Origin of the sequence: Mesorhizobium sp. M1A.F.Ca.IN.020.06.1.1 (assembly GCF_004023265.1) — a bacterium.
In the GTDB taxonomy this organism is placed as follows: Bacteria; Pseudomonadota; Alphaproteobacteria; order Rhizobiales; family Rhizobiaceae; genus Mesorhizobium.
Window position 1 is genome coordinate 1 of the sequence record NZ_RZSR01000607.1, and the last position, 3,700, is coordinate 3,700.

5 protein-coding genes are annotated in these 3,700 nt (G+C 60.2%); all 5 read left to right on the forward strand.

Features of this window, described 5'->3' with window-relative positions; all coding sequences use genetic code 11:
• On the forward strand, positions 1 to 826 hold an 826-nt coding region (locus EOA60_RS23310), incomplete at its 5' end, for an LLM class flavin-dependent oxidoreductase (protein WP_128311962.1).
• A 56-nt stretch (positions 827 to 882) separates the two neighbouring features.
• Positions 883 to 1,707 (forward strand): transporter substrate-binding domain-containing protein, encoded by an 825-nt coding sequence (locus tag EOA60_RS23315; RefSeq protein ID WP_127336069.1) that lies wholly within the window; start codon positions 883 to 885, stop codon positions 1,705 to 1,707.
• A 55-nt stretch (positions 1,708 to 1,762) separates the two neighbouring features.
• Entirely contained in the window at positions 1,763 to 2,425 is a 663-nt protein-coding gene (locus tag EOA60_RS23320) for an amino acid ABC transporter permease (RefSeq protein WP_127335798.1), read from the forward strand.
• Between the two features lie 2 nt (positions 2,426 to 2,427).
• A complete protein-coding gene (locus EOA60_RS23325; RefSeq protein ID WP_127335792.1) occupies positions 2,428 to 3,084 on the forward strand; it encodes an amino acid ABC transporter permease in 657 nt (218 codons plus the stop codon).
• The coding region (locus EOA60_RS23330) for an amino acid ABC transporter ATP-binding protein (protein ID WP_164899483.1) at positions 3,081 to 3,700 on the forward strand (620 nt) is incomplete at its 3' end. The genes EOA60_RS23325 and EOA60_RS23330, both read left to right, overlap by 4 nt.

Genomic DNA, 3,700 nt, shown 5'->3' on the forward strand with positions numbered 1-3,700 from the left:
GGAGATCGCCGTGGCCGACACGCAGGCCGAGGGCAGGCTGGTCATCGGCCTGGGCACCGGCTACCAGCGGTACGAGTTTGACCGCTACAATGTCGTCTTGGACGATCGGGTCGACGTTTTCCTTGAGTATTGGGACATCATCGAAAAAGCGCTCGTCGACGGTGAAGTCGAGTACGGGGGAAAGTACGTCTCGGTTCCCAAGACCACCTTTGCAATTGGCACCCAGCAAAAGCCTCTGCCGCCGATCTTTGTCACCTCCTCGCACCCCAAACTCCTTGAGCGCTTCAAGAAGTGGAAGGCGGTCCCCTTCCTCGCAGCCAGCACGCTCGGATCGCCCGTGCTCTACAAGATGGTTGACGGGCTCAATGATGCCTGGAAGTCGATCGGAGAGCGGCCTTCGACCAAGCCCTTGGCCGTCATGCAGTATCTTGCCATAACCGACAGGCGCAGCGAGGCATTGGCGGTTGCGGAGCGCGCCCGGTATGTAGGGCGTATGGCGCATCATTTGCGCCAGGCCTCACCGCCGCTTGACGGCAACAGCTACATCAGCGACCAGCCGTTCGAAGGCGAATACACGCTTGACCAGTATGCGGACAACATGGTGGTGGGCGATCCCCATACTGTGGCTGAAAAGATGGTCGCGGACATCAAGCGCCTGAACCCAAGCAACTACACCTGCAACTTCTCGTTCGGCTGTATGCCGATCGAGTTGGCGCATCGCTCGATCCTTCGGTTCAAGAAGGAAGTCATACCGCTGATTGAGAAAGAAGTGGGGCCGGTCGAAGCTCTCGGCGCGTCGCCTGAGCTGGCGAGAAAGGCGAGTTGAGCGGCCTCAAATCGCTCAGGCCAACATACTAGTCTGCAACGCGAAAGGGGAATAACATGGTACCGATTATGAAGGCTTTGCTGGCGACGGCTATTGCCGCGTTCACGTTCGCGGCCTCGGCGCATGCCGACTCCGCGCTCGATACGATCGTCAAGAACAAGAAGCTACGTTGCGGCATCATGCTGGACAGCCCGCCCGCTGGATTCCGGGACCAGAGCAACGAGCCCGACGGCTATGACGTCACCTATTGCAAGGACATGGCCAAGGCGCTCGGCGCGGAGCCGGTGATCGTAGAGACACCGTCGCCGGATCGTATACCGGCTCTGGTCTCCAATCGCATCGACGTGCTGATCGCCTCGACCACTCCGACCCCGGCGAGGGCGCTGACGGTGGCCTTCACGCAGCCCTACACCAACAACACAACCACGGTGGTGACACGCAAGGAGACCGGGATCGGCCAATACTCCGATCTAAAGTCCAAGAAGCTCGGCGGCGTCGTGGGCACCACGCCCGAGCAGCTCTTCAAGGAAGAGCTCGCCAAGGGCTGGGAAAGTTCAGGGGCGACCTACACCGGCTATGCCAGCGATGCTGAAGCCTATCTTGCCCTGCAGCAAGGCAAGGTGGATGCCATCCTGATAAGCGCAGGCGTCTTCCACGCGCTTTCGCAAAGCGGTCAGTTTCCCGAATTCATCGCGGCGGGCGTGGCGCCCCTGGCCGATTTCGGCTCGATCGCGGTTCATCGCGACGACCAGCAATTCCTCAATTGGGCGCGGGTGTTCGTCTTCCAGCAGGAGGCAAGCGGGCGCCGGGCCGAGGTCTACAAGAAGTACTACGGCGATGGTCCGTTGCCGCCGCTGAATGCCAACGGCGTCAGTTTCTGACCCGCAAGGCTCATGCCGGCAGGACACTCTGCCGGCATGAGCATGGGGTGATTGCATGAACGGCTATCAGTTCTATTGGTCGATCGTCTGGGATTCGCTCCCCCTGCTGCTGGCAGGTGCCTGGGTGACGATCCAGATCACCATTCTGGCCTTCGTAGTCGGCACGCTGATTGCCATGCCTATGGCCGTCGCGCGCCAACGAGGCGAGGGATTGGCATACCGCTTTTCGACCTGGTGGGTGGAGCTGTCGCGCAATACGCCCGTGGTCTTTCAGCTCTACCTCTTCTATTTCGGGCTGGGCGCCTTCCACATCAACATACCGAGCTACGCTGCGGTCCTCATGGCGGTTTCCTTCAACAATGCCGGATACATGACGGAAATCTTTAGGGGCGGCCTGGCTGCCATTCCACGACAGCAGCTGTCGGCATCGCGCTCCCTCGGCATGACCGGGCCACAGAGCTTCATCCATGTTATCTTCCCGCAGATGTTCAAGGTGATTTTCCTTGCCTATATCACGCAAGGCATCTGGGGAATGCTGAACACCTCGCTTGGCATGTTGGTCGGGCTGCAGGAACTCTCGGGCGCGACGCAATACGCGCAGTCGACATCGTTCAGGACTTTCGAATTCTTCCTGGTTACGGCGCTGATCTACTATCTCATCGCCAAAGGGCTGCAGTTCTCGTCCCAGCTCGCCTTCCGGCTCATCTACCGGAGCTAGGGATGCAGTTTTCCTCCGCAAATCAAGGTCTTGTCTGGTCGGATGCCTATTTCCTGGCCGAGGGTCTGCTCAACACCATCAGGTTGGCCGCCGCCGCAACTTTGGTCGGCACGCTTGGCGGGATCGTCCTTGGCTGGCTGCGCACCGTGTCATTGCCCGTGCGGGTGGCGACGGCGCCTTTCATCGACATCCTGCGCAGCGTGCCGATGCTCATCCAACTGATACTCGCCAACAGCTTTCTGTCGATCCTGGGCTTCGGCACCTCGCCCTTTTGGTTCAGCACGGTCGCGCTTGGCGCCTGGATGTCCGCAGTAACGGCCGAGGTGGTGCGGGCAGGCCTCATGTCGGTCGCCGTTCACTACCGCAAGAGCGCCCGCTCGCTCGGCATGAACGGCTACCAGGAGCTTTTCTACATCTCCATGCCGCTCGCATTCAGGACGGCTCTTACTCCATGGATCGGGCTCGTTCTAAGCCTGATCAAGGACAGCGCTCTTGCTGGCGTGGTGGGCTACATCGAGTATATGCGCTCCACCCAGATCCTCATCACCAGGACGCATGAGACCTGGCTGCTGCTGATGGGGGCGGGGCTTTTCTATTTTCTCATCTGCTATCCGGTTTCCCGGTACAGTCGGCACCTCGAAAGAAAGGTCCGCGTATGATCCGCATCAGCAACGTCCGAAAAGCCTTCGGATCGGTGGTCGTGCTCAAGGGCATCGACCTCACGATCGAAAAGGGCGAACTCGTCTGCCTTATTGGCGCGAGCGGTTCGGGAAAATCAACGCTCCTGCAATGCATCAACGGGCTCGAGCCGATCCAGGGCGGCGAGATCCTCGTAGACGGCATCGGCGTTCACGATCCGAAGACGGATATCAACAAGCTGCGCCGGAAGCTGGGCATCGTGTTCCAGCAATACAACGCCTTCCCGCACCTGACGGCGCTGGAAAATGTCGCGCTGGCACCCCGCGTGGTCGCAAAACGCAGCCGTGCCGAGACGCGCGCGCTCGCGCAGAAGCACCTCGAGCATGTGGGGCTGGGCGACAAGGGCGACAGCTTGCCATCACAGCTCTCCGGCGGTCAGCAGCAGCGTCTTGCCATCGCGCGTGCCCTGGCGATGGAGCCCAGCTACATGCTTTTCGACGAGGTCACCTCGGCGCTTGATCCAGAGCTTGTCGGCGAAGTGCTCGAGACCATGCGCCTGCTGAAGAGCGAGGGCATGACGATGGTTGTAGTCACGCATGATATCAATTTCGCTAGGGAATCGGCCGACCGCGTGGC